Raw genomic sequence first — 25,073 nt, forward strand, 5'->3', positions numbered from 1 at the left:
GTTCCCCGACAGCCAAGGAGAAGAACCACAGATGAAGACGGACGGCGTCTATGTCGACACGGTCGGGGCCTACATCCCGGACCGGTGGGTGAGCGTCGAGCAGGCGGTGCGGGAAGGGCTCTACGACGAGTACTCCGTCCAGTACGGCACCGGCCTCACCGCCGCCTACATCGCGGACGACCTGCCGGCGCTGGACATGGCGGTGCTCGCCGCCCGCCAGGCGTTCCGCCGGTCCGGCACCGACGTGGAGGACCTCGACCACCACGTCCACTGCACCGCCGTGCAGCACGGTCCCGAGGGGTTCTACCCGCCCGGCTACGTGCTGCGTGAGCTGGGCGCGAGCGGGGTGGCCAGCACGGACGTGCGCCAGCACTCCAACGGCCTGCTGGCCGGCATCGAGGTCGCCGTCGGCCAGCTGACGGGCGCCGCAGGGGCCGAGACCGTGCTGGTGACGGCGGCGGAGAACTTCACCAGTCCGCTGATCGACCGGTGGACGGGGTTCGGTACCGGGTTCACCGCCAGCGACGGTGGCGCCGCCGTCCTGCTCAGCGGCGAAGGAGGGTTCGCGGCGCTGCGCGCGGTGAACTCCGGGACCCTGCCGGAACTGGAACAGTGGCACCGCGGCGAGGAGTCCTTGCTGCCGTTCCGCGGGGAACAGCGCAAGGCGTCCGGCACGATGGAGCTGCTGGCCTACTTCAACCAGCATGTGATGGCACTCGACAAGTGCATGGAGATGATCCGCGACTTCGAGCTGGACATCGTGCACCGGTCGCTGGTGGACGCGGGGCTGAACGCCTCGGACCTGAGGTGGGTGGTGGCCGCGAACAGCGACTCCCGCATGATCGACCAGATGAAGATGCAGCCGCTGGGCCTGCCGATGTCCCGCTCCACCTGGGACTTCGGCAAGGAGTACGGCCATATGGGCGCCTGCGACATGGCGGTCTCCCTCAACCACCTGCTCCTCAACGGGCTGCTGTCCCCGGGCGACCACATCCTCATGACCACGTCGGCGTCCGGCTGGGTGTCGACCTCGGCCGTCCTCACCATCCTCGACCTCCCGGCCTGGGCACGGGAGCAGCCGGTCTCCTGAACGGCGCCCCACCGAGCCGCAGCGCCGGCTTCCCGGGCAGCGAAAGACCCGGCACCCCGAGGACGAGGTGCCGGGTCTTCTGTGGCGAAAGGCGGCGGAGCGTCAGCGCTCGCGCCTGGCGTACACCATGGAATAGCGGAAGACCTCGGGCAGGTGCGCGGCGTTCTCCACCGTCACGGTGAAGCCCTGCGCGTCGAGGATGCCGCGCACCGCGTCCAGGCGGCCGTCGAGGTCCTGCACTTCGACGACCGCCTGGCGCACGCGCTGCCAGTCCGCCGCGTCCAGCCCCTCCATGACCTCGAGTTCCGCGCCCTCGACATCGATCTTCAGCAGGTCGACCGGGCCCTCGGGCGCCCATGTGCGCAGCATGTCGGAGAGCCGGTTCACCTCCGCCTCCACCTCGACGCCGGCCATGATGCGGTCCAGGGCCTCCTGGCCGATCTGCTCCACCGTCAGTTCCTGCCCGACCTTCTTCTGCTCCGGATACCGCGTCGAGTTGCCGGGCAGGGCGGGATAGAACGTGAAGCGGACCTGCTCCTCGTGCCGACGGCCCAGCGCCGAGCGCACCACCTCCACGTCCTTCGCGCCGTGGCTGTCCAGGTTCTCCAGCAGCGCCTGGTGAATGGCCGGGATCGGCTCGAACGCCAGGATCTTCGCGCCGGGGAACTCCTGCTTCATGAAGAGGGTGAAGAGTCCCACGTTCGCGCCGGCGTCCACGATCCGCGAGGAATCGGATAGCTGGATTCCGTGCCTGAGATACGTGCGCTCGACGAATATCTCGTTGTAGATGAAGTCGACTTCGGAGAACAGCGCGCCCTCCGTCTGCGGCACGAAGAACGAAACGCCGTCAGCGACCTGAACTGACCTGATGTCGGTCATGAAGTGCTCCCTGAGCCGTGGATTGCTGCCCAGTGTGCCCCGCGGAACACCAGCAATTTCCTAGACTTGGACGAGTTGCTCAGGCATCCCGGTTGCGCAGCACCAGATAGCCGCCCAGCACCGCCGCGGCCACCCACACCAGCATGATCACGAGGCCGCCGCCCGGTCCGTAGGGCACATCGGAATCGCGCACCACCCGCGCCATCGCCGTACCCGCCTGGTCCGGAAGGTAGTGCGCGACCTTTTTGGCGCCCGGTACCGAGGACAGGATCTGCGTGACGAGGAAGAAGAACGGCATGAGAATGCCCATGGACAGCATGGAGCTGCGCAACATGGTGGCCACGCCCATCGAGATCACGGCCATCAGCGCCATGTAGAGCCCGGCACCCAGCGTCGCGCGCAGCACGTTGTGCGCGCCGAGTGTGGTGCTGTGCGAGCCGAGCGCGGCCTGCCCGGCGAAGAAGGTCACGAAGCTGGTGACCAGGCCGACGACGAGAGCGACGCCGGTGGCCACCGCCAGCTTGCCGAAGTAGAAGACCCCGCGCCGCGGCACCGCCGCCAGCGAGTTGCGGATCATGCCGGTGCTGTACTCGGCGCCGATCACCATGACGCCGAACGCGATCATCGCCAGCTGGCCGAGGACACCGCCGGTGAAGCTGGTTCCGGCGGCGTCGAAGGCGTGCCTCTCCTGCTGTGACAGGTCGTCGTAGCGGGCGTTGGACAGGGCGCTCACCAGGGTGCCGAAGGCGACGGTGACGGCGAAGGCCGCGAACAGCGTCCACGCCGTGGAGCGCACCGTGGTGAGCTTGGCCCACTCGGAGCGGAAGGTCGCGAGGGGTGCGGACATGGGTCAGGACTCCGTTCCGATGGGCTGCGTCTGCGGTGCGATCCCGTCGCGGCCCGACGCGGCGGTCGCGGCGAGCGGACCGGTGCGGTACTCGGCCGCCTCACCGGTCAGCGCGATGAACGCCTCTTCCAGGGACGCGTGCTGCGGGCTCAGCTCGTGCAGCAGGATGCCGTGTGCCAGTGCGAGTTCACCGAGGCGCTCCGCGGGGACCTCGGCCACCTCGAAGGCACCGGACCCGGTCTCGGCGGCGGTGATGCCGACGGCGGACAGCACGTCCCGCAGCTTCTCCGGTTCGGGCGTACGGATCCGCACGGACGACCGGGAGTTGCGGTCGATGAAGTCCTCCATACTGGTGTCCGCGAGCAGCCTGCCGCGGCCGATGACGACCAGGTGGTCGGCGGTCAGCGCCATCTCGCTCATCAGATGGCTGGAGACGAACACAGTGCGGCCCTGCGACGCCAGCCGCCTCATCAGGGTGCGGATCCAGTGGATCCCCTCTGGATCGAGGCCGTTGACCGGCTCGTCCAGCAGCACGATCTCCGGATCTCCGAGCAGTGCCGCGGCGATGCCGAGCCGCTGCCCCATGCCCAGGGAGAAGCCCTTGGGCCGTTTCCTGGCGACCGGGTTCAGACCGACCTCATGGAGCACCTCCTCGACCCGCGACTCCGGTATGCGATTACTGAGGGCCAGGCACCTGAGGTTCTGGTACGCGCTGCGTCCGCCGTGCATCGCCTTCGCGTCCAGCAGCGCACCGATATGGCGCAGCGGCTCCTTGAGCTGCGCGTACGGCCGGCCGTCGATGAGGACATGGCCCGAGGTGGGGCGGTCCAGACCGAGCATCATCCGCATCGTGGTGGACTTGCCCGCTCCGTTGGGTCCGAGGAATCCGGTGACGCAGCCGGGCCGGACCGTGAAGGCGAGGTCGTCGACCACCACCTTCTCGCCGTACCGCTTGGTCACTCCCGCAAGCTCTATCATGCGGCCACGCTAAGCGGAGGTATGTCTTCCGTCCTGTGTCCGCGGGACATGTCTAGGGGTTCTCACAGTCGACGGACGTCGTCACCGGCCGGACGGTGTCCTCAAGTCCACCGGAAGCGCGGCGTAGTAGGGCAGATAAGTGTCCAACAGGGCGCCCAGATAGTCCTGGTCCTGGACCGTGGTGCCGGTACGGAAGTCCGGCACCAGCCGGCGCAGACGTCCCACGGACGCACGCGTGATCGCGGGCGAGCCCGGGCGATGGATGCGGCGGGCCGTGACGCCGAGGCGCTGTTCGATGGCCGTGACGATCGACTCCACCGGCTGCGGACTTCCGGAGGCCAGGTTCAGGACCTCGCCGCTGACCCCGTCATCGAGGAGCCGCCCGACCGCATGCAGCAGATCCCGTACGTCCAGCAGATCCCGGTGGGCGCCCTGATGAACCGTCACCTCGCCTTCGAGGATGTGCCTGACGAGGGTGGGCAGCAGTTGATGCGGGCGCTGATGGCGGCCCACCACATGGCTCAGCCGCAGGATCAGGTGCTCGGTACCGGAGGAGCGCACCACGCTCTCCAGGGCCAGCTTGTGCCGCCCGTACGCGTTCGGCGGCCGTACGGGGTCCGCCTCGGTGGCCTCGCCGGCGGGGAAGCCGTACAGGGAGAAGGAGGCTGTGGAGAAGAACAGCAGCCGTCGGCCGTGCCGCCTGCACTCGTCCAGTACGTCGTAGAGGAGGTGGGCCTCGCGGTCGTACTCGCCGGGGGTGGCGGTGGCCGTGCTGGAGACGCCGGAGGCGAGCGCCGTCACCTCCGGGAAGCGGTCTTCGAACGCGGACGCCAGGTTGCGGGCCAGGAAGCCGTCACCGATGATCCGCACGGCCGGCCCCCCTTCCCTGCGCGGTGCCCCCGATTTCCGGAACGCCGATGTCGGCCACGGTTGGGCCGGGAGCGATGCCGGCGACGGTGCGCAGGGCCGCGACCAGGGTCCGCGCCTGCATGTTGACGTAGTGGCTGTACTTGAGCAACTCGCCGAGCTGACGCAGCGTCACCCATTGGTAGACGTCCGGGACATCGGCGCAGGCGTCAGCCGGGACGCTGTCGTCCGCCTCGATGATCAGGTAGCGGTTCTGTGCGTTCAGGAACCGGCCGCCCTCCTCCGACAGCACCGTGTCGAACCACACCTGTTCCGGACGGGCCCCCTGTATCAGGTCCAGGAAGAGGGGGCGGGCCGCCGGGGGCAGATGGGCGTAGTTCTCGGGGGTGCACTGCACGGTGGGGCCGAGTTCGATGACGTCCAGATAGCCCGGTTCGGCACGGGCGTGCATCAGGCAGTGCAGCACGCCGTCGATCCGGCGCACCAGCAGTGCCGCCACCCCCGTGCCGTGCGGCTCGAGCAGCGGCTGTGACCAGGACGCCACCTCACGCCGGTTCGAGACGACGTCCACGGGCACGATGCTGAAGAACAGGCCCCGCTCGTGGGAGATGCGGTCCTCGGCGCGGTACCAGCCACGTCCCCAAACCTCGCGCAACGGCAGCAGCTCGGCGCCGGCCTCCCGCTCGCTCTGCTGTGTGGTGATCCAGCTGCGGACCGCCGTGTCCGAGTGGATGCCGGGAGTCTGTCGTCCGGCGCCGTGCTGCCAGTCGGGCAGGCAGGACAGGACCGTACGTGCGTCCATGTTGACCAGATTCTCGTAGTGCAGCAGAGCATTGATCTGACGCAGTGTCAGCCAGCAGAAGTCCTCACCGGCCTCCACCTCCGGGCCGACCTCGACGATCATGTTGCGGTTGCGCTTGCAGAAGAACCACGAGCCCTGCTCGGACTGGAGCACATCCGCGAGCACCCGATGGCCCCGGGCCTGCGGCTCGCGGAAGCAGTCCAGATACGGTACCGGGGAACCACCGTGCACCCGCGTGTAGTTGCTCTTGGTGGCCTGCACGGTCGGCGACAGCTGCACCCCGTTGACGTTCCCTGGCTCGGTCTTCGCCTGCATCAGACAGTGCAGCACCCCGTTGATCTCGCGGACCACGACGCCCAGTATGCCGATTTCCGGCTGCCTGATAATCGGCTGGTGCCACTGCGGAACCGGCCCGAAGTCGGTGCGCACCCGCAGCCCGCGCACCGCGAAGAATCGCCCGCTGTGATGCTCCAGGTCGCCGGTGTCCGGGGTGAAGTGCCAACCGGACAGGTCGGCGAAGGTGGTGCGGCGCACCTCCTGGCTGTGCTTGCGGCGGCGCTCGTCCAGCCAGTCGAAGAACTGGACGTCGGACATCGCCTCGCCACCGGTGGCCGTCGCCGAGGCGGCCAGCCGCGCGGCGAGGACCGCATCGGTATCGGACCGGGGACCGGTCGCGTTGAGCTGGGGCATCGCTGCCTCTCCATCGGATCGGAGTCGGCCCACGGCAACCGCCGCGGACCCATGGGGCTGCCTACGGTGGCCACGGCGTGCTGGGTCCCACCGACGCCCCGGGCGCACCGGCCGCGGCCCGGTCCACCGGTTCGCCGGTACGCGGGCTGCCGTCCATAGGGTCTGTGAGGGGTGTTGTCGGTGCGGGCGAAGTCCCGGATGTGTCGGCCGGGGTCCGGTCCACCGGCTCAGCGACACGTGGGCCGTTCCCCGCCGGGTGCGCGGCCAGTGTCAGCGTGGTCAGCACCAGACCCTGGTCGACCAGCCACCGCCCCGTGAGTTCGGCGCCGCCGCCGAGCGGACCCGCGAAGGCGGGCGGCACCGGTATCAGCAGCCGGGCAGAGAACGTGCCCCGCACTCCCCCCGTGGCATCCAGCTCGTGGGTGAAGCGTAGCCGGGCCTGCTCGAACCCGAGCGGCCTGCGGGTGAGCGGGAACCAGACCTTGTACACCGACTCCTTCGCGCTGAACAGCAGCCGGTCCCAAGGCACTTGAGGCACCGAACCCCTCAGCCGGGCGAGGCCGGCGCGTTCCTCGGGCAGCGACACCGCCTTCAGGACGCCGTCCGGCAGCGGGGCGGCCGGCTCGGCATCGATGCCGAGCGCCACCAGGTCGGTGGCGCGGGCGACCGCCGCCACCCGGTAGCCGTCACAGTGGGAGATCGCACCGACCACCCCCGCGGGCCAGCCGGGCTCACCGTGCGGCCCGGGCGGCAGCGGTACCGCCGGAATCCCCAGTGCGGACAGCGACAGCCGGGCGCACCGCCGGCCGGTGGCGAACTCCCGCCGGCGTTTGTCCACCGCCTGCGCCACGACCACCTCCTCCTCCGGAAACAGCGGGGGCGCCACCAACTCGCCGCGGACCTCGGTCACTTCGACGTGGTCCGGCAGCAGCCGGCGCATCAGCGACGTCATGGGGTGCCTCGCCGGGGAAGGATCTCGCGTAGCAACGGATCGGGTATCCCGCGCGCCTGCCACTCGCGCGGATAGCCCAACGACACCTCGCGGTGCGGCACCCCGTCGTGCCAGGTGGTGCGGGGTATGTGCAGATGACCGTAGACGACGGTGGCCGCCCGGTAACGCCGGTGCCAGTCGTGCGTGGCGGTGGTCCCGCACCACAGCGCGAACTCCGGGTAGCGCAGCACCTGGGTCGGCTCGCGGACCAGCGGGAAGTGGTTCACCAGCACGCTCGGCAGATCCGGCGGGCAGGCGTCCAGCCGCTCGCGGGTGTACGCCAGCCGCGCCCGGCACCAGGCCGCGCGGTCCGGGTAGGGGTCGCTGTGCAGGAGGAACTCGTCGGTGGCCACCACCCCGGCCCGCTCCGCCCGGGCCAGCGCGTCGGCGGCGGCGGTGGCACCCGGCGGGAGGAACGAGTAGTCGTACAGCAGGAACAGCGGTGCGATCACCACCGGCCCGTCGGGGCCGGGCCACTGCGCATACGAGTCCTCCGGGGTCAACACCCCGAGCGACCGGCACAGTTCGACGAGGCTGCGATAACGGGCCTCACCGCGCAGGGTCACCGGGTCGTCCGGGTGGGTCCACAGTTCGTGGTTGCCCGGCACCCACACCACGGTCGCGAACCGCTCGGCGAGCAGCCGCAGCACCCACTCGACGTCCGAGGCCAGCTCCCCGATGTCACCGGCGACGATCAGCCAGTCGGAGGGATCGCGGGGACGCAGGTCCCTTACGACGGCACGGTTCTGCTCGTAGGCGACATGCAGGTCACTGACCGCGAAGAGCCTGCCGCCCGGGACATGGCTCACCGCTTCGGTGCCCCTCCGGTCGGGGGCCGCGGATCGGTGGTGCTGGGCATGGGAACTCCTCGTTGCACGTCCGGAGCCTCGCCTGCGCGTCCGGCGCTCTGTGTCACCGACCCGTTTATGTCACCGTCCCGGCGGACCGCACAACGCGCTGCGGCCCCTCCGGACGAAGTACAGGGGAAACGCCCAGTCTTCCGCCGGCCATGGCCGCCTCGGGTCCGGCCGTGCCGGATAGTGGCGGCACATCCGCACGACCAAGCCAGTGCTCAAGACCAGCCAGGACCACTGGAATCCCCTGAAGACCACTGGAACCCCTGACAGAGGACGGACGAGCAGCGTGAGCGTTTCCCCCGCCGACGACGGCCTGTGGTGCCGGCGGTTCCACCCGGCTCCCGACGCCGCCCACCGTCTGGTCTGCTTCCCCCACGCGGGCGGCTCGGCCAGCTACTACCTGCCGGTCTCCACGGCCCTCGCCCCGCGCGTCGACGTCGTCGCCGTGCAGTACCCGGGCCGCCAGGACCGGCGCAACGAGCCGCTGACCGACGACATCGCCACGCTTGCGGACCAGGTGCACGAGGCGTTGCGCGGCTGGGACGACCGTCCGCTGACCTTCTTCGGACACAGCATGGGCGCGCTCGTCGCCTTCGAGGTGGCCCGGCGGTTCGAGCGGGAGGGCAGCGGTCCCGTACGCCTGTACGCCTCGGGTCGGCGGGCTCCCTCCCGCTACCGCGACGAGAACGTCCACCGCCGCACCGACGACGGCATCATCGCCGAGGTCAAGGCGATGAGCGGCACTGACGACCGACTGCTGGGTGACGACGAACTGATCCGGATGATCCTGCCCGCGCTGCGCGGCGACTACCGGGCGGTCGAGACCTACCGTTGTGCACCGGGCGCCACGGTGGCCTGCCCGATCACCGCCCTGGTCGGCGACAGCGATCCCAAGACGTCCGTCGACGAGGCCCAGGACTGGGCGAAGCACACCAGCGCCGACTTCGATCTGCGGATCCTGCCCGGCGGCCACTTCTACCTCAACAGCCGTGCCGCGGACGTGCTGAAGGTGCTCGACGACCACTTCGCGGCACAGGCCGCGCCGCAGGGCACCTGACCGGCGCCGCCCTGCCACGAGCACGACCCGACACAAGGAAGGAACGGAAACAGATGAGCACGTCCGACGAGACCGCCCTGGTGCGGGTCGCGCGGGGCACGGCCAGTCAGGAGGAAATCGCCGCGCTGACAGCGGTCCTGCTGGCCCGCGCCGTCGCCGGCGGCCACGATGATCCGCACCCTGACGGCCCCTCCAGCGCCGTCGCCCGCTGGAGCCGTCCGGAACGCCGCCCCTGGTACCGGTCGCCGGTGAGCTGGCGCGGGGCGTCGTGACCACGACCCCGGCCTGAACTCCTCAGGCCGCTCCCTGGGGACGGACCCTTTCGGCGGGCGGCGGCGCGCCCGCCGGGTCGGACAGGCCCGCTTCCTCGAGGGCGTCGGCGAGGCCCGAACGGCCGGACGTGGACATCTTGCGGTAGCAGTTCGTCAGATGTTTCTCCACGGCCCGCCGTGAGACGCCGAGGGTGTCGGCGATGGCCTGGTTGGTCAGGCCCTGCACGGCCATCTGAGCCACCATCCGTTCGGCCGACGTCAGCCGTGCCCGCACCGTGACGCCGGCCGCCGCGGGCCCCAGCATCTCCAGTACGCGCGCTGCGACCCAGGACGCCCCGCACTCCACGGCCAGCTCGTACGACGTGCGCAACGCCGTCTCCGCCTCGGTGGCATGGCGCGCTGCCACCGCTTCCGCGAGCCGCAGCAGCACCACCGACCGCGCGTGCAGATCGGCGGACCCCTCCAGCACCTCGGCGGCCTCCCTGAGCAACCCCGGTGCCGCGGCTTGGCCCGTCACCTTCGCCTGCAGGGCCAGCGCGCGGCCCAGGCCCGACGGAGCACCCCAGGCCCGTGCCCGCTCGAGATGCTGTGCGCACAGCTCTTCGGCCCGGCTCGCATCACCCATCCGGTGCAGCGTGCGCGCCGCCCAGTACTCCGCCGGTGCCAGCATCGGATTACGCCAACCGGAGCGCTCCAGGGCGTACCCCGCGTCGAAGAAGTGCTCCACCGCCACGCCCGGCTCGTCCCGCTGCTCCGCCTTCAGCCCCCGCACCAGGGTGAACAGCCCCGGCAGCCGGCAGTTCTCGTACAGTCCGCCGGTACGCTCCGGCAGCGAAGCGACCAGTTCCGGTTCCTGGGTTCTGAGCGCCACCATGACCAGGGCGAGCGCCGTCAGGGTGCTCACCTCCTCCGTGCCCACCACGGAGCAGGCCTTCACTGCCCGTTCGCGCGCCGCCGTGAGCCGGCCCTGGGCGAGCAGCACCAGCGCCTGCTCGCTGAGGACCACCGACTCCTCCAGCCGCCCTCCCCGGCGCACCGCGTCCTTGAGTGCCGTGTCCAGCCAGGGCGGCAGTCCTGCCACCGAGTCCGCGGCGGCCGAGACCGACACCATCAGTGGCAGCATGGTGTGCACATGGGCTGCGGAGGCCGGCTCGTGGTTCAGCACACGGCGCGCGAGCGTCCCCACCTGTGCGGCGGGCAGTGTGGCGGACGCCGTCGCCGAGTGCAGCAGCGTCACCAGCAACTCGCGTTGGCCGCTGCCGGACATGTCCGGTCGTTCGCCGAGCGAGGCCAAGCGGTCCAGGGTTGACCCGAGCACCGTTGGGTCGTTTTTGCACAGGTAACGCAGCCGGGCTTCCAAGCGCAGCTCCAGCGGGCGCCGGTCGCCCGGCAGCGCCTCCGGGGCCGCAAGCTCCTCGGCCGTCTGCCGCAATAGGTCGCCCAGCGACAGCAGCGTGGCACCGGGCGTCACCGGGGTGAGCGCCGTCAGCGCCTCGGCCCGGGCCAGCGGGCTGGACAGCAGCGGGAACGCCTGGGCGACGTGCCGGACGGCGACCGAGGGAGCGAAGCTGCGCTCCACGGTCGCCAGCTCCACCAGGAGCCGGGCCCGTGGGCTGCTGTACGGCGGGGCGTCACACAAGGCCCGGCGCAGATAACGGGCGGCCGTCTCGGGGGCGCCGCGTCGCACGGCCGCCCCGGCGGCGTGCCGCAGTGCTGCGACCGCGTCGTCGTCCAACTGGGCGGTGCTGGCGAGCAGATGGCTGCCCACCTGCTCGGGCGTGCTGCCCCGGTAGCGCAGCAGGGCGGCGGCCGCCAGGTGCAGCCGGTTGCGTTCGCCCGGCGGTGTGACGTCCTCGATCGCCTCGTGGACCGCCCGATGTGCCAGCCGGAGGCCGTCCTTCCGTGGGAGCAGGAGCCCCAGCCGGCGCAGCCGCCACAGACTGTCTTCCCGGTCCACCGGATCCAGCCCGGCCAGTTCGCCCACCGCCTGCGGGTCGGCGTCGTCTCCGAGGACCAGCAGGGCACGGGCTGTGGCGAGCACGGACGGCGGCTGCTCCCGCAGACTCAGCAGCAGACGCCGCCGCAGCGCCGGCGGCACCAGCCCGGCCACCCGCGGCGCCGCGGCCCCCACCGGGGCCATACCACGGGTTCGGCACTCCTGGAGAAGCGACACGAGATACTTCGGGTTGCCGCGAGTGACGTCGTGGCACGCGGTCGTGAACTCGGCGTCCGCAGGAACGCCAAGGTGGTCCAGGACCAGGGCGCCGACCGATGCCGCGGTGAGCGGGGCCGGCAGCAGGGTGTACTCGGCGGCCGCGACCGGGCGGATGACAGGTGGCTCCGCCGCGGGTTCTCCCTCGCACATGGTCACCGCGACCAGGATCCCTCGGTGCGTCACCTGCTGCACCAGCTGGTCGAGCCAGTCCAGTGTGCCCTCGTCCGCCCAGTGCAGATCGTCCACGAGCAGGACCGGCGTACGGTCGTGGCTGATGTTCTCCACCAGGGACAGCAGGGCGAGCATGGTCGTCGTGGTGTGCTGCCGGGGCGTCTCCGGGTCGCCCTGCAGGAAGGCGAGCGCGGGCCGGGCGGGCCCCGAGCACCACCGGTGCACGAAAGCCCCCGACGTGACCACGGGCTCCAGCAGCTGCCGGGCGACGCCGAGGGGGAAGCCGCGTTCCGCGGGGGCGGCGTAGGCCCGCATCACCAGGGGCCGCGGTCGTGCCGCCGACCCGGTCACCGAGCCGACGGGCAGTCGCACGGCCAGTTCGCCGATCTCGTTGAGCAGGGCCGACTTGCCGATGCCGGGCGGTCCGCTGATCACGACGAGGGATCCGCTGCCCTGTACGGCGAGCCGGAGGGCCTCGGCCGCCACTTTCAGTTCGTTCTGCCGCTCAAGCAGCATGCCAGCGGCCTCCTTGCGCGGTGCGGTTGAGCATGGGGGGTGTAAGACGTGCGGTACGTGGGTTCGGTTACGGAGTCGTCGGAGTACGGCCCTCCCGGGTACTTGATGCGAGTGGTGCGGCGTCCGCGCGTGCCCCGCGATGCGATCCGGCCGCCTCCCGGGCCACGACGGTCTGCATCAGACGCCGGGTCGCGGGCGCCCTCCCGAGCCGCCGCAGCGCGCGTTCGGTCAGCCGGGCCGCCTGCGGCAGCGGGGAGCCGAGGCCCTGGCGCAGTTCGGTCCAGGCGAGCGCGGAGTCGGTGCCCCAGCGCTCCGCCAGCCGCGCCTCCTCGGCGAAGAGAGCCCCCGCCCGATCATGGTCGCCGCTGCCCTGAAGGGCCAGGGCCGCCAGGGAACGCCAGGCCAGCAGCGCCGGGTTGCCCCATGCACGGGCCGCCAGCCGCCGGCCGCACTCCTCGGCCTCCTCCGACGCCTGCCGAACATGCCCCTGACTGAGCAATAACTGCGCGCGGGCATACAGCACATGGATCCAACCGCTGCTGTCTTCGGCACCGAGCGGCAGCTCCTCACCGGCCAGCCGGTCGGCCTCCTCGTAGCGCTCCCGCACGACCAGCAGCTGGATCTGCAGCGCCCGCAGCATGGCGAGCCGGCTGGGATGCCACACCTCCGGCCGTGCCAGGGAGCGGCAGGCGGCAAGGTCCTGGGCGGCGGTGTCCGGGTCACCGGCCCGTAGGCTCAGGTGAGCGCGCAGCAGCAGTCCCCACGCCACCACCGCGGGGCTGCGGCGGTGCCCGGCCTCGGCGAGCGTGGCGTCCAGCTCGCTGCGTGCCGTGCCGTGCGTGTCCGTGAGGGACAGCGCGCAGCAGGCGATGAACCGGGGGAACAGCGCTCCGTCGAGCGGCGCGCGCAGCACCTGCCGGCACATCTCCCGCACCGCGGCCACGTCGTCGCCCCGCATCGTCTGCCGCCACGCCGCGGCGGCGAGTGCGGCCGGATCGACATCCGGGCCCGGCGGACGGTGAAGTGCCGCCCCAGCGTCCTGTGCCGTGGATCCGGAGCGGCGCACGACGTCCGACGGCCGAAGCCGGACCTCCCGAGGCACGCCGGGGGACGCCGCACCGTCGTTCCCGTACAACCTGGCCGGCGCGTTCAGCGCAGAACCGGGCTCGCCGCGTGCGAGCAGGAGGTCCACGGCGGCTGTGCGCACGCGCGGGCGGGCCTGCGTTCCGGACAGCAACTCGGCGAGGCGGTGCTCCGCTGCCTCGGGCGTGGCCATCGTGTAGGCCTCGGCGGCCTCCAGCAGCACTTCGGCGCGCTCGGCCGGGCTGAGCGGCTCGCGCAGCGCACGCTCCAGCAGTCCGGCCGCCTCGGTGTAGTGGCCCCACTCCAGCCGGGTCCGGGCGGTGCGACGCAGCACCGACGGCACCCAGGGCTCTCCCAACGCCACGGTGTTCAGCAGCAGCGCGGCGAGCGCCTGCTCGTCGGCGTCAGAGCGGTGCGCCCAGCGGGCCGCCTCCACGTGCAGCCGCCTGCGCTCATCGCCGTCCATGCCGACCAGCAAGGTGGCCGTGCAGTCCGTCAGCCGCAGCCCTGGTGGATCGCCGAAGTCGATGAGGCCCTCGACCCGCAACGCCCGCAGGGCGCCCGGCAGTTCTGTCTCGTCGAGGCCCACGAGGGCGGCCACCTGGTCCACCGCTACCAGACCTCGGCACACCGCCAGCCCCCTCAGCAGCGCGCGCGGTCCTGCGGCCAGCTTCGTAGCCGACTCGGCCGCCCGCGTCGCACGCGCGGCGGTGATGCCATGGGTGAACGCCGTCCTCAGCCCGGCGGCGTGCAAGTCGCCCGGCTCCCGGCGCAACTCGTCCATGACCCGCCGCAGCAGCCAGGGACTGCCGTGGCTGAGCCGGGCGGCACTGTCCCACCAGATGTCGTCCGACGCCGCCGGGACGGGCAGTCCCGGCGCGGTGCACATCGCGCGAACCTCCGCGACGCCGAGCGGTCCGAGTCCCAGCAGCAGACCTGTGCCTTCCTGGAACGCGCCCACTTGGTCGACGAGTCCGGCGCAGGCATCGGGGAACTCTCCGCGGGCGCTGGTCACGCTCAGCAGCACCCCCAGCGGTGCCGAGGCGAACCGGCGCAGCAGCCCTGCGATCACCTGAACCGAATGCGAATCCGCCCAGTGCACATCGTCCAGGACGAGGAGCGTGGGCCGGTGCGCCGTCGCCAGCAGCGCGTGGCACCATCCCTGCACGGAGTCCTCCGTGGGCGCCTGTACGGCGCGGGACCGTCCGTTCGTCGTCGGTCGGGGCGGCCGTAGCTGCCGTATGAACGCGTAGGGAGCGGGCGTGGACGGGGCCGGGCCCGGTGCGGTGAGGACCTGGATGCCGGCGGCCCGGGCGAACGCCGCGCCGCGCTGGAGCAGCCGCGTGCGTCCGCTGCCCGGACTGCCGTGGATCACCGTCACGCCAGGGGTGCCGACGCCGAGCCGGACCGTCATGTGGACCAGCGCCGCTTCTTCGGCCTCCCGCCCGTACAGCGGTGCGGAGTCGTCCTGGGCGGCCCGCTCGCGCAGGGTACGACTACACGGGGCCGGCCGGCTGTCCGGTGCGCTGCTCATCGCTCCGCACCACCCGGCCGGGGCACACGGATGCCGGGTGTGTCCCGCAACACGCCCACGAGTTCCTCGCGGCCGCTCACTCCGAGCTTCTGGTAGGTGTGGGTCAGGTGGAGTTCGACGGTTCGCCGGGTGATGTACAGCTCCTCCGCTATCTCCCGGTTGGAACGGTCGGCCATCGCGAGCGCGGCGACCCGGCGCTCGGATTCCGTCAGGGCGTCACCGGGGCGGCCGGTGAGCCGGCGCGGCCTGCCGCCTGCCTCGGCGAGACGGAGCCGGACGCCTTCTGCGGCCTTGCCGGCCCCGCAGCCGATCATCAGGTCCAGCGCGGTTCGCAGCCGGGGCCGGGCAGCCAGCGGGTCGCCGTCGCCGAGCAGGGCCGCGCCCAGCGCGTACTCGGCGCGTGCCCGCAGCAACCGGGCGGGCGATTGGGCGAGTTGGGCACACGCTTGGTCGAGCAGCCGGTGTCCGGTGGGGCCGGGCGTGGCCAGGCCACGGGCCAGCAAGGCCAGTCCGGCACTGCGCGGCGTGCCCCAGCCGACAACGAGTTCGCCGCCCCGGGCGGCGACCCGGCGTGCCTCGGCCGGTCGCCCGAGTTCGGTCAGCACGTCGGCCGCCTCCAGCCACCACGGCAGGACCACCGGTGACTCCGAACCTTCCGGGCCGAGAGCCCGGCCGCTGGAGCGCAGGGCGACCAGGGCGCCGCGCAGGTCGCCGCGGGCTCGCCGGACGGCTGCCGTGGCCCACCAGTACAGGGGGTGGACGTAGAACAGCGGCTGTAGGTCCGGGCCGTTGATCTCGCGGAGCATGTGCTCGGCGGCGGCGACCTCTCCGCGTTGGGCGAGCACGTAGGCGAGGGTGACGGCCGGAGCGACGACCGGGCCGTCGCCGCTTCGACGCTCGCATTCCAGGGCCCGTCGCCCATCATGTTCGGCCGCGGGCAGGTCACCCGTGCCGCACAGCACCAGTGCCCGGACCATGAGGGCCTGGACCCGGCTCGGGTCGAGACCCGGGCGGACCGGGCGGTGCAGGAGCTGGTCGAGGGTGTCGAGCGCCGTGGTGGTGTGGTCGGTGAGGTGCGCGACGACGGCGGAGGCGATCAACGACAGGTCGTCCAGCGGGGTGCCGGAGGCGCCGGAGGCCATCGGGACGGGGCCGTCGGGCAGGGCGGTGGGCCGACCGCTGAGCATCGACAGCGCGGTGCGTGCCAGCCGCAGGCGTCGGTTGCCGGGACTGCCGGCGGCGGGCTCGGAGCACTTCTGGGAGCGCTCTCTGAGCCAGCGTACGGATGCAGGCCGCAACGATCCGTAGAGCAGCAGGGCCGATTCCAGGGCGGGCCGGCAGTCTTCTGGGACGGTGACCGCCCCGGAGTCGGCCGGGCGGTCCAGGACCTGGGCGAGCAGTCGGGCCGCCTCGTCACCGAGCCCGAGGACGACGAGGGTGTCGGCGTACCGCAAGGCGATGTCGGCCAGTTCCCGTCCGTCGGTGCTGGTGGTCAGCAACCTGCTCAGATGGTCGAGGGCGACGGCGGGTTCGGTGGTGGTGAGTGCCTCCGCCAGCCGGGCCCGGATACGGCGCAGCGTACGGGTGTCCTGGCCGGCCCCGATGTCCAGCGCGTGCGAAAGGTAACGCACGGCGCCATCGGGCGAGTCGGCGTCCAGGGCCGCGCTGTACAGCGCCTGTAGCATCCAGGGCTCGGCGCCGTACCGGATCCGCAGGACGACGTCCGCCACCTGGGTCGGTGGGCGCCCCGCGTCCTCCAGCAGCCGCGCGGCACGGGCGTACAGCGGAATGAGGTCGTCACCCGATATGCCGTGCGGTACGTCACCGGCGGATCCTCCGGTGCCCGCTTGCAGACCCACGGGAGACAGGACCCGGCGCTCGGCGAGGTGGTCCATGGCGCGTCGTACGGCCGACACGGGCATCCGGATCAATTCGCTGACCAACTCCGGGTCGGTGGAGCCCAGTGCGGCCGCCGCGGACAGAACCGCGGAGGCGGAACCGGACAGCGCGCCGGGACCTGTCCGCGTGGTCGGGCCCGTTCCTCGCCCCGTGTTCCTCCCGACACTTGTGTCGGCATGCCGGTCGGCGAACACGTGGACGGCTGCGGGTATGCCCTCCGAGTGCTCCATGCACCGCCGCAGCATGGCCGCGTCGGGTCGGCGGCCCAGCCGTTGGGTGAGCAGTTCGGCGACGTATGAGGCCGTCAGCGGCTTCAACCGCATGGGGGTCCAGGCGTGGTGGGCGAGCAGCGAGGTGACGGAGGGGTGTTCGGTGACGGCAGGAAGAGTGGGCACCGTGATCATCGACAGCAGGGGCAGCCCGATGGACCTGCGCAGCACGTAGTCCAGTCCCCGCAGGGAGCGCGGGCGGTACAGGTGTGCGTCGTCCATGGCCAGGACCACCGGGCCGCGTCGGCCGAGCTCCACCACCGTCTCGTGGAGCCGGTGGGAGGACAGGGGCCCGCCGTCCAGCGGCGCCTGAAGGACGGCTGCGTCGGTCCGTACGGCGCCGACCGTGTCGTACCAGGTTCCGTCGAGCGGGCCGGCGCGCAGCACCGATGCCCAGGAGCTGACGGTTTCGCAGAAGACCTGCAGCAGTGTGGTGCGGCCGATGCCGACGGGCCCCGTCAGCATCACGGCGGGCGCCGGGCCCGAGCCGGCACGGGGCATGAGGCCGATCAGGGTCGAGAGCGGGGCGGTCGCGCCCGGCGGTGGTTCGGCCGGGGCCACACCCAGGGGCGGCGGGTAATGCGCCGACAAGGCAGCCAAGGTGAGATTCACGGTGCCACCCGATGTTCTGTGGGGGACGGACACTTGATGGGCTGTGTGCGAGGTGGGGTGGGGAATGGGTCGGCGCATTGTGCGAGCGGATGCCGACGCCTCGTTCTCGCTTCCGTGTGGGTAGACAACATCCAGGATTATAGCCGATACAGCTTCTCAACTGTGTCCGTCTTGTGAATGGCTGTCGCCACTTGAATGCTCTGGCGGGGTGTAGTGCCGACTTCAAAGGAAACGCTGTGTCATCCACTGCGGCGCTATTTGTGCCTGGTTCATCCGATCCATCCCGTTATTGTGGGGTAGGATGCGCGCGCCGGCCGGGTGTGGACCATGTGTGAAAAGGGGAGCTGGTGAATCCCCTAGATTTTAGTTGAACTTTAAATTGAATCTGGTTCGATTCTCGTGCCCGGGAATGTCCCCGGAATGCTGGTGTGGGGTGAATGAGGAGTGGCGCGCGGCAGGGCTCAGGCGGGCAGTCGAATGCGGAACCACGCCCCGCGGTAGGCGGATTCGATGGTCACCCTGCCACCGTGCGCGGTGACGATGGCCGCGACGACGCTCAGTCCCAGGCCGTTTCCACCACCCGCGTCATGGTCCGTAACGCGGGCAGCGGTCGCCTGTCTGCCGTGGACGAACCGCTCGAAGGCCGAGCCGCGCAACTCGGCGGGTATGCCCGGACCGTCATCGACCACCTCGATGACCCGGTAGCCATCCTCGGTGCCCAGGCCTACTGCGGTGAGTGTGCCTTTGGGTGTGTGATGGCGCACATTGGCCAACAGGTTGGCGACGGCCTGGTAGAGGCGGTCCCTGTCACCGGTGATCGAGTGGTTGCCCGGCAATATCGTCAGCTGGATCGGGTGATGCGGGGAGCAGGCCCGGGCATCGGCCACCGCGTCACGGCAGAGGCGTGCCAGGTTCACTGGTTCACGACGCAATGGCTGGCCCAGGTCGATCCCGGTGAGCAGGGCCAGCTCGTCGAGGAGCGCCAACATGCGGCGGGTCTCGTCCGCCATGCGGGACATGGCCAGGTCGAACTTCTCCGGATCGGCCAGGCCGCCCATCCGGGCCAACTGGATGTAGCCGGAGATCGCGGTGAGTGGAGTGCGCAACTCGTGCCCTGCGGTGGCCAGGAACTCCAGCAGCCGCTGCTCGGTCTTGCGACGGGTGTCGCGCTCCCTTCGCAGCTGGGCGCCCAACCCGAGTGCCGCCAGCAACGTCAGGAGTATCAGTGCCAGTCTGCAGAGCTCGTGTGGACCAGGGGCTCGCAGGAGGGATCCGGATGGCAGGAAGAGGACGACCGCAAGGGACAGGGGCCCGATCACCACGTATCTGCGCCAGGACCGTGCTGCGTACAAGGGGCGGGGCATCACTACGCCGCTCTGCCCTCGAGTCCGTTGGTGGTGCACCTAACCGTCCGATCAGGGTCGCGGCATCGAAGCGACACGAGAAAGAAGCCTTACTTCGCGGCACGATACCCAAGATCGGCTCATATCAGAGCGGGCCGGTTTGACCTGCGTGTTTCAAAGTGATAAGGCCGTTGGCAACCAGATACACACAAGCCGGAAGGAAGGGAACGCGACATCCACGTCAGGCAGAAAGCGCTGATCAAGGCCGTCCTCCGGTGTCCCGAACACTCCAGGGAACCGCCGCCCGGCCTCGCCTCCACCTCATCGCCGGGGCACCACGCCGCAGGGTGCGTCATACAAACCGGACCCCCCGGAATTCAGGTGAATCCCTGGTTTTTCACCGGCCGTGCAGTGGTGTTCCGTCACGTGGTGTAGCCGTACGGACCGCGCCGGTCCGTACGGCCTGTGCCCGGCTGGCGCGGCGGGTGCCCTGGGCCGCCGGGCGCGGGCCGGTCAGGGCGGCACCCGCTACGCGCCGCCGAGTGCCTGGGCCGATCACTGTCGCAACCTGCGAAGCCGCGAAGGCTGCCCGGCTGCACGACTCGGCGGGACGCCACCGGTCGGGGCGCCTGTCCGGCCGATGTGGTGAGGGGCACTCCGTCCGGGTTCGGCTCAGAGCAGCGCTACCGGTGACACCGCGCCGGCGCGGCGTCGCCCTTCGAGGGCGGGCAGGCTGATACGGAACCACGCGCCCTGCTCGGACGGTTCGAGGCCGAGGTGACCGCCGTGTGCCCGGACCACCGCTGCCGCCACACTCAGCCCCAGTCCGCGGCCCGGGCTGGAGGCGAGGCCCGGACCCGGTGCTGTGACGGTCTCCGCGCGGAAGAAGGGCTCGAAGATGCGCTCCCGCACGGTCTCCGGGACACCGGGACCGTCGTCGATGACGTCGATGACATGCCGGTCGCCGTCCAAACACAGCCGAACTTCGGTCGAGGCGCCCTCGGACGTATGGACAAGTGCGTTGGCGAGTAGATTGCCGATCGCCTGCTCCAGCCGGCGCCGGTCGCCCGCCACCAGATGCGGGGCGGACTCCACCACGCAGCGCAGGGTGCGCCGGGCGCCGGAGGGCTGAGCGTCGGAGGGCTGAGCGCCGGCCACCGCCTGGACACAGAGCTCGGCCAGATCGACCGGATGCTGTTCGAGTATTCTGTCGTGGCCCACCCGGGCCAGCAGTAGCAGATCCTCGACCAGGCGGGTCATGCGCCAGGTCTCCCGTTGGACCTGCTCCATCGCCTGGTGCATGCGGTGTGGGTCGTCCAGCCCCCCCAGCCTGGCCAGCTGCGCGTACCCGGTGATGGCGGTGAGCGGAGTGCGCAGTTCATGACTTGCGGCGCCGACGAGTTCGCACAGCCTGGTTTCCTCCTGGCGGCGTCGTACGGCCCCCTCCTCGATGCGTCGCAGCAGGTAGTTGAAGGTGTCGGCCGTACGCTGCAATTCCCCCAGCGATTGCTCCACGACCGGCATGCGCTCCGACGGCTCACTGCTGCCCTCCGTGATCCGCCAGGCGCTGCGCGACAGGTCGTGCAGGCAGGTGAGGACCGATCGGCTGCTCCACAGGGCGCCGATCAGCAGCACGGTGATCAGAGGGATGCTGACGGCGGTCTCGATGCCCACCAGTGTCTTCACGGTCGCCTCGTCCGAGGCCGTCGACCGGGCGGTCACCAGGTAGGTACCGCTGGGCAGGCGGCCCACCATGGCCCGGGCCGGGCGGTGCGCCACCGCCATGGGATGGCCGATGCCGGCCCGCTCGCGCAACTCCGTCGCGGAGATCGTCAGGCTTCTGATGAGGGACGTGACCCCGCTTGAAAGCCGTACGGCACCCCTGGCGTCGGTCACCTCGGATGCGGATCCGTCCTCGGCCGGAAGCAGGTCGTGCCCTTCGCGCAGCGCCTGCAGCCGGAGACGGTGGTGCTGGACGATCTGCCGGTCGGTGTGCTCCCGTAGGCAGTACGAAAGCGTGAGCACGCACGAGACGTCGGCGCCGAGCACGCCGAACGCGGTGGCCGCGAGGATGCCCCAAGTGAGCCTGCGTGACAAGGACTTGTGGGCCGAATCGGACCGGCCCGCCCGGCCCTTGTGACGGCTCGGGACGGCGCCGGTATCGGTGGCCATCGCCTCAGCCCTCCGTGAGATGTGCGGAAGCCGTCGTGCGCAGCAGATAGCCCGCCCCGCGAACGGTGCGAATGAGCGTCTGGTCGGTGTCGCCCAGTTTGCGACGCAGATAGTAGATGTAGGTCTCGATGATGCCCGACTCGCCCCGGAAGTCGTAACTCCATACGTTGTCGAGCATTTGCGCCTTGGAGATGACCTGGTCGGCGTTCTCCAGCAGGTATCGCAGCAATGCGAACTCCGTGGAGGACAGCTGCACCGGCCGGCCGTGTCGCCAGACCTCGCGGGTGTCCTGGTCCAGCTCCACCCACCCCGCCCGCAGCCTGCGGCCGTTGGACGGTGTCAGCTCGCGTCCGCGGCGCATGACGGCCCGGATCCGTGCCACCACCTCGTTGAGGTCGAACGGCTTGGTGACGTAGTCGTCGGCGTGTTCGAGGCCGCGGATCTTGTCCTGCACGGCGTCGCGGGCGGTCACGAACAGGACGGGGGCGCTGACGCCTGAGTCCCGGAGCCGCCGGCAGACCTCGAAGCCGTCCACGTCGGGCAGGACCACATCGAGCAGGATCACATCCGGGGCGTGCTGAGCGGCCCGAGCGAGCGCCTCGGCCCCCCGGTCGGCGGTGACCACCTCGAATCCGAGGAACTGCAGCGCCATAGTGAGCATGGAGGCGATGCTGGACTCGTCCTCCACGACGAGCACGGTCGTCTTCGGGGACGTGTCGCTCTTGTTCATCGTGTGTGCACCATGAAGTCAGTCGAACCTGTTGCCGTTCGAACCTGCGGCCTGATCAGGGGAGATGGAGATCACATGCCTTCATGGTCATGATGACACAGGGATGATCCATCGGCTTCGTATTCCGATCGCTTTCTGATGGGACTTTGATGTAACTCTGAACTTCGTGGGCTTTGCTGTCCAGACATGACGACATACGCGGGGGCGATACCTGACCTTCAGCCACTGTTCGCGTCAGAGGGGGACGATGAAGTCGATGAAGCGCGCCGCAGAGTCCGGTGGGAGATCTTCTCGGCCCTGACCGAGGTGGTGTCCGGCCAGGGGGACTGGAGCGAGCAGAGCGCCACTCGTATCCGCGCCGAAGGCCGGACCTGGGAGCGACGCGGCGGATCTGTCGACGAGTTGCTCAGCATGGTGCGCGACATGACCCGTCACCTCATCAACCGCTGCACGGTCGGCGGACACGGCCAGGACGCTCTAACGCACGAGGTCATGGTGCTGAGGCTGGGTGACGCCGGCCGCCGGGTCGGCCGGGAGCTGAACTGTGGCTACTTTCAGGTCGAAAGCGACCGCGGGAGCGACGCGGTGCCACCGGGGCAGGCCCCCGTGCACCGCACTCCCGAGGGTGCCGCCAGAGCCGGCGCGGTGCTGGCCGTGCATGCACCCTCCTGCACGCTCGCCGATATCGACCAGGCGTTCCGAAACCATGCCGCAGCGACAGTGCTGGCCTGCGGAGAACGCGCTCGTGTTCTGTTGCCCGCGGCCGACCAGGAGGAGTCTGTCACGGTGGCTCGCAAGGCGCGCGGCGACCTTCCGGGCGACGTCTGGGTCGCGGTGCACTGGCAGGATCCGGGGGTATGGTCAGCGCCGGACGTGGGTGGAGTGTCTGTCGCGGACGGCATCTGTGCCACGCTGCTCGCCCTCGCCTGCCCGCCGGGCGTGTATGAACTCGACGACGTACTGGTGGAGTACGGCGCCGCGGAAACCCCGGCCGTCTCGGAGCGGCTGCTCAAAATGGTCGAGCCGCTGCACGAGCACCCCGTGCTCTGGGACACCCTGACCGCTCTCATCGCCGCCGACGGTGTCCGTCACCGTACCTGCGAGCGCCTGGGCATCCACCGCAACACGCTCGACCGTCGCCTGCAGCGGATCGGGCAGCTCACCGGCCGGCGCCCCGACGGCCTGCGCGGCTTGTACACGCTGCGCGCGGCGCTTGCCGCGGTCGCGGTGACCCGGCTGCAGTCCAGCGCCGGCCTCAGCGGGGCCGAGACGGCGCTCGCGGAGGCATGGGACGCAGGGGACCCCATCGCCGTCAGTGACCACGATGCCGTTCCGGACGGTCCGCCCCGTGGCGGGGAACCGACTCGCCCTCGCCTTCGGGCTCCCCGCCCGGCATGACCCCACCCGGTCAGGTGCCGCCGGAGACACCAGACCGCCTCGATCTGAAGGACGAAGGACTACGAATGAGCGTCTCCCCAAGGAACATCGGCACCCTGTCGGACCGTGGCGAGCAGACACCGGCCGCGGGCGGCCTTCAGGCAGGCCTCAAGAACCGTCACCTCTCGATGATCGCCATCGGTGGTGTGATCGGTGCCGGCCTCTTCGTCGGCTCCAGTACCGGTATCGCCACCGCGGGCCCCGGCATCCTCCTGTCGTACGCTCTCGTCGGCACCCTCGTCGTCCTCGTGATGCGGATGCTCGGCGAGATGTCCGCCGCCAACCCGGCGTCCGGCTCCTTCTCCGCGCACGCCGACCGTGCCCTCGGCCGCTGGGCCGGCTTCTCCATCGGCTGGCTGTACTGGTTCTTCTGGGTCGTCGTGCTGGCCGTCGAGGCCACCGCCGGCGCCGGGATCCTGCACGGCTGGGTTCCGGGCGTGCCCCAGTGGGCCTGGGCGCTCATCGTGATGTCCGTGCTGACCGCGACCAACCTGGTCTCCGTCGGCTCCTACGGCGAGTTCGAGTTCTGGTTCGCCGGTATCAAGGTCGTGGCGATCGGCGCGTTCATCGTCATCGGTCTGCTGGCCGTCTTCGGAGTACTGCCGGGCGTGCACGCCGACAAGGCGAGCTTCGGCAACCTGACGGACCACGGCGGCTTCCTGCCGCACGGACCCGGCGCGATCCTGACCGGTGTGCTGCTGGTCGTCTTCTCCTTCATGGGCAGCGAGATCGCGACGCTGGCGGCCGGTGAGTCGGAGGACCCGCGGCGCGCGGTCACCAAGTCCACGAACAGCATCATCTGGCGTATCGGCGTCTTCTACCTGGGCTCGATCCTCGTCGTGGTCTCGCTGCTGCCGTGGAACGACGCGTCCATCAAGAAGGAGGGCTCCTACGTCGCCGCGCTGGACTCCCTCGGCATCGCGCACGCCGGTCAGATCATGAACGTGATCGTGCTGACCTCGGTGCTGTCCTGTCTCAACTCGGGCCTGTACACGGCCTCCCGGATGGCCTTCTCGCTCGGCCAGCGCGGCGACGCCCCGAAGGCGTTCGCCCGCACCACCTCCCGCGGTGTGCCGCTGGCGGCGATCCTGGCGTCGGTCGTCTTCGGCTTCGTGGCCGTCTTCTTCAACTACGCCTACCCGAAGACCGTCTTCCTCTTCCTGGTCAACTCCTCCGGCGCGGTCGCGCTGTTCGTGTGGCTGGTCATCTGCTTCTCGCAGCTGCGGATGCGGAAGATCATCCAGCGCGAGGCGCCGGAGAAGCTCGTCGTGAAGATGTGGCTGTACCCGTACCTGACCTGGGCGACGGCCGGTCTGATCGTGTTCGTCCTCGGTTACATGCTGACCGACACCAAGGGCGAGAGCAGCGGCCGTACGACCGTGCTGCTGTCCCTGCTGGTCGCCACGGGCGTCGTGGTCATTGCCCTGGTGCGTCAGCGGGTCCGCCAGGGGCGTGCTGTGGGAACGGCCGCCGAGCGTCCGTGACACGCCTGCCCGGGGAAGCGCACGGGAGCGGCCGGCACCATGGGCTTCGTCCGGCCTGTGCGCAGCCGATCGATGAGACGACCGGCCTCCGGTACGGCGGTCCCGATGGCGCGAGCGGCGAGTTCCCCCATCGCCGTCCGCGTCGCCGGCTGCCAGGCTCCGCGAGTCGACCGACAACCCCATGCCGTCGCTGAAGGCCGGTGTCCGCGACGATCACGCCGTCTGAGGTCAGCAACACGTGCAGTCGGAGGTTCACCACCGGCCGTGGGGCCCTGGGC

The 25,073-nt window shown here is 70.6% G+C and carries 18 protein-coding genes; 5 read left to right on the forward strand and 13 right to left on the reverse strand.

Annotated features, from left to right (window positions below; all coding sequences use genetic code 11):
- The first annotated feature begins 31 nt into the window (after positions 1–31).
- Positions 32–1,090 carry a ketoacyl-ACP synthase III family protein gene (locus IE277_RS40400; RefSeq protein WP_189958720.1) on the forward strand — a complete coding sequence of 353 codons (1,059 nt, stop codon included), beginning with the start codon at positions 32–34 and terminating at the stop codon, positions 1,088–1,090.
- 102 nt (positions 1,091–1,192) lie between these two features.
- Here IE277_RS40400 and IE277_RS40405 read toward each other — a convergent pair whose 3' ends face one another.
- The 7 genes from IE277_RS40405 to IE277_RS40435 form a co-directional block, all read right to left on the reverse strand.
- On the reverse strand, positions 1,193–1,969 hold the full coding sequence (locus tag IE277_RS40405) for an FkbM family methyltransferase (RefSeq protein WP_189958721.1): 777 nt from the start codon (positions 1,967–1,969) through the stop codon (positions 1,193–1,195).
- A gap of 79 nt (positions 1,970–2,048) precedes the next feature.
- Complete coding sequence (locus tag IE277_RS40410) at positions 2,049–2,816, reverse strand: ABC transporter permease (RefSeq protein ID WP_189958722.1); 768 nt, start codon at positions 2,814–2,816, stop codon at positions 2,049–2,051.
- 3 nt (positions 2,817–2,819) lie between these two features.
- Entirely contained in the window at positions 2,820–3,794 is a 975-nt protein-coding gene (locus tag IE277_RS40415) for an ABC transporter ATP-binding protein (protein ID WP_189958723.1), read from the reverse strand.
- An 81-nt stretch (positions 3,795–3,875) separates the two neighbouring features.
- Complete coding sequence (locus IE277_RS40420) at positions 3,876–4,664, reverse strand: NAD-dependent epimerase/dehydratase family protein (protein ID WP_189958724.1); 789 nt, start codon at positions 4,662–4,664, stop codon at positions 3,876–3,878.
- Positions 4,648–6,153: an NDP-hexose 2,3-dehydratase family protein gene (locus IE277_RS40425; RefSeq protein ID WP_189958725.1), complete on the reverse strand. Its 1,506-nt coding sequence runs from the start codon at positions 6,151–6,153 to the stop codon at positions 4,648–4,650. The genes IE277_RS40420 and IE277_RS40425 overlap by 17 nt, the downstream gene beginning before the upstream one ends.
- Before the next feature lie 61 nt (positions 6,154–6,214).
- Positions 6,215–7,105 carry a 4'-phosphopantetheinyl transferase family protein gene (locus IE277_RS40430; protein WP_189958726.1) on the reverse strand — a complete coding sequence of 297 codons (891 nt, stop codon included), beginning with the start codon at positions 7,103–7,105 and terminating at the stop codon, positions 6,215–6,217.
- Positions 7,102–7,953: a metallophosphoesterase family protein gene (locus IE277_RS40435; protein ID WP_189958727.1), complete on the reverse strand. Its 852-nt coding sequence runs from the start codon at positions 7,951–7,953 to the stop codon at positions 7,102–7,104. The genes IE277_RS40430 and IE277_RS40435 overlap by 4 nt, the downstream gene beginning before the upstream one ends.
- Before the next feature lie 334 nt (positions 7,954–8,287).
- Here IE277_RS40435 and IE277_RS40440 point away from each other — a divergent pair, with 334 nt between their 5' ends.
- Together IE277_RS40440 and IE277_RS40445 are read left to right on the forward strand one after the other, a co-directional pair.
- Positions 8,288–9,058: a thioesterase II family protein gene (locus IE277_RS40440; protein WP_189958728.1), complete on the forward strand. Its 771-nt coding sequence runs from the start codon at positions 8,288–8,290 to the stop codon at positions 9,056–9,058.
- 53 nt (positions 9,059–9,111) lie between these two features.
- The gene (locus IE277_RS40445; protein ID WP_189958729.1) at positions 9,112–9,330 is read left to right on the forward strand and encodes an acyl-CoA carboxylase subunit epsilon; all 219 of its coding nucleotides are present in this window, start codon (positions 9,112–9,114) and stop codon (positions 9,328–9,330) included.
- Positions 9,331–9,352: 22 nt separating this feature from the next.
- Here IE277_RS40445 and IE277_RS49030 read toward each other — a convergent pair whose 3' ends face one another.
- The 6 genes from IE277_RS49030 to IE277_RS40475 all read right to left on the reverse strand — a co-directional run bounded on the left by IE277_RS49030 (position 9,353) and on the right by IE277_RS40475 (position 21,874).
- A complete protein-coding gene (locus tag IE277_RS49030; RefSeq protein WP_189958730.1) occupies positions 9,353–12,232 on the reverse strand; it encodes an AAA family ATPase in 2,880 nt (959 codons plus the stop codon).
- 67 nt (positions 12,233–12,299) lie between these two features.
- Positions 12,300–14,849 (reverse strand): AAA family ATPase, encoded by a 2,550-nt coding sequence (locus IE277_RS40455; protein WP_189958731.1) that lies wholly within the window; start codon positions 14,847–14,849, stop codon positions 12,300–12,302.
- Entirely contained in the window at positions 14,846–17,608 is a 2,763-nt protein-coding gene (locus tag IE277_RS40460) for a LuxR C-terminal-related transcriptional regulator (protein ID WP_189958732.1), read from the reverse strand. The genes IE277_RS40455 and IE277_RS40460 overlap by 4 nt, the downstream gene beginning before the upstream one ends.
- Positions 17,609–18,090: 482 nt before the next feature.
- The gene (locus tag IE277_RS40465; RefSeq protein WP_189958733.1) at positions 18,091–18,840 is read right to left on the reverse strand and encodes a sensor histidine kinase; all 750 of its coding nucleotides are present in this window, start codon (positions 18,838–18,840) and stop codon (positions 18,091–18,093) included.
- Positions 18,841–19,644: 804 nt separating this feature from the next.
- The gene (locus tag IE277_RS40470) at positions 19,645–21,144 is read right to left on the reverse strand and encodes a sensor histidine kinase (protein WP_189958734.1); all 1,500 of its coding nucleotides are present in this window, start codon (positions 21,142–21,144) and stop codon (positions 19,645–19,647) included.
- Between the two features lie 4 nt (positions 21,145–21,148).
- Complete coding sequence (locus IE277_RS40475; RefSeq protein WP_189958735.1) at positions 21,149–21,874, reverse strand: response regulator transcription factor; 726 nt, start codon at positions 21,872–21,874, stop codon at positions 21,149–21,151.
- Between the two features lie 186 nt (positions 21,875–22,060).
- Here IE277_RS40475 and IE277_RS40480 point away from each other — a divergent pair, with 186 nt between their 5' ends.
- The gene (locus IE277_RS40480; protein ID WP_189958736.1) at positions 22,061–23,272 is read left to right on the forward strand and encodes a helix-turn-helix domain-containing protein; all 1,212 of its coding nucleotides are present in this window, start codon (positions 22,061–22,063) and stop codon (positions 23,270–23,272) included.
- A gap of 167 nt (positions 23,273–23,439) precedes the next feature.
- Complete coding sequence (locus tag IE277_RS40485; RefSeq protein ID WP_189958742.1) at positions 23,440–24,795, forward strand: amino acid permease; 1,356 nt, start codon at positions 23,440–23,442, stop codon at positions 24,793–24,795.
- The last annotated feature ends 278 nt before the right edge of the window (positions 24,796–25,073 follow it).

Origin of the sequence: Streptomyces alanosinicus (genome assembly GCF_014650595.1) — a bacterium.
Classification (GTDB): domain Bacteria; phylum Actinomycetota; class Actinomycetes; order Streptomycetales; family Streptomycetaceae; genus Streptomyces; species Streptomyces alanosinicus.